We start from the raw sequence: 560 nt of genomic DNA, 5'->3' as shown, positions 1-560 counted from the left end.
CAACGGAATCATAGCCAAACCGTTGTGTGTAAGCTGATAAAAGTATCGTAAATGACAAAAGAAAGTGCTGGAAAGATTGGAATTAAAATTGCGACAATATCTGTGTCAATTGGAATTGTCTTGGCATATTTAATACCTTCGATAGTCTTTTATAATGGGACATCAAAGTCATTTACTTGGATTTTTGACATTGGATTTTGGTTCAATGTGTTGTTGGGAATTGCTTTCTTTTATGGAATGGGATATTTTTTTGGAAAAAAAGCAGGAGTCGAAATTCTTATAAAAAAACGGAATTATATCCTGACAGGAATAAAATATGGAGTGCTGACTTTAGTGACAGCTACCTTTCTGACCAGTCTAATCGGATTTTTCCAAGAGGGAATTGACAATATTGGTGGATTTAGTAACCCATTTTACGATTACATTTTCAAGCCAATGTATTGGATTTTAATGTATGGTATTATTCCTGCGGTTGTTGTCGGAATTTTATTTGGACTGACAATAAAACTCATAGGAAATAAAAAAGCCTACACACAACAACGGCTATAATCCATTACTCG

At 33.9% G+C, this 560-nt stretch carries 1 protein-coding gene; it reads left to right on the top strand.

Annotation, left to right across the window (positions count from 1 at the left end; genetic code table 11):
- The first annotated feature begins 51 nt into the window (after positions 1 to 51).
- Complete coding sequence (locus tag IEW94_RS16830; RefSeq protein ID WP_188655263.1) at positions 52 to 549, top strand: hypothetical protein; 498 nt, start codon at positions 52 to 54, stop codon at positions 547 to 549.
- Positions 550 to 560: the final 11 nt, after the last annotated feature.

Source organism: Yeosuana aromativorans, assembly GCF_014646655.1.
GTDB lineage: Bacteria > Bacteroidota > Bacteroidia > Flavobacteriales > Flavobacteriaceae > Yeosuana > Yeosuana aromativorans.
The sequence above is the reverse complement of the archived record's forward strand: the minus strand, read 5'-3'. Positions and strand labels throughout refer to the sequence as shown.

What these genes read in the sequence shown, in the direction of transcription:
- IEW94_RS16830 (WP_188655263.1), top strand. Translation starts at nt 52, where the DNA reads ATGACAAAAGAAAGTGCTGGAAAGATTGGAATTAAAATTGCGACAATA.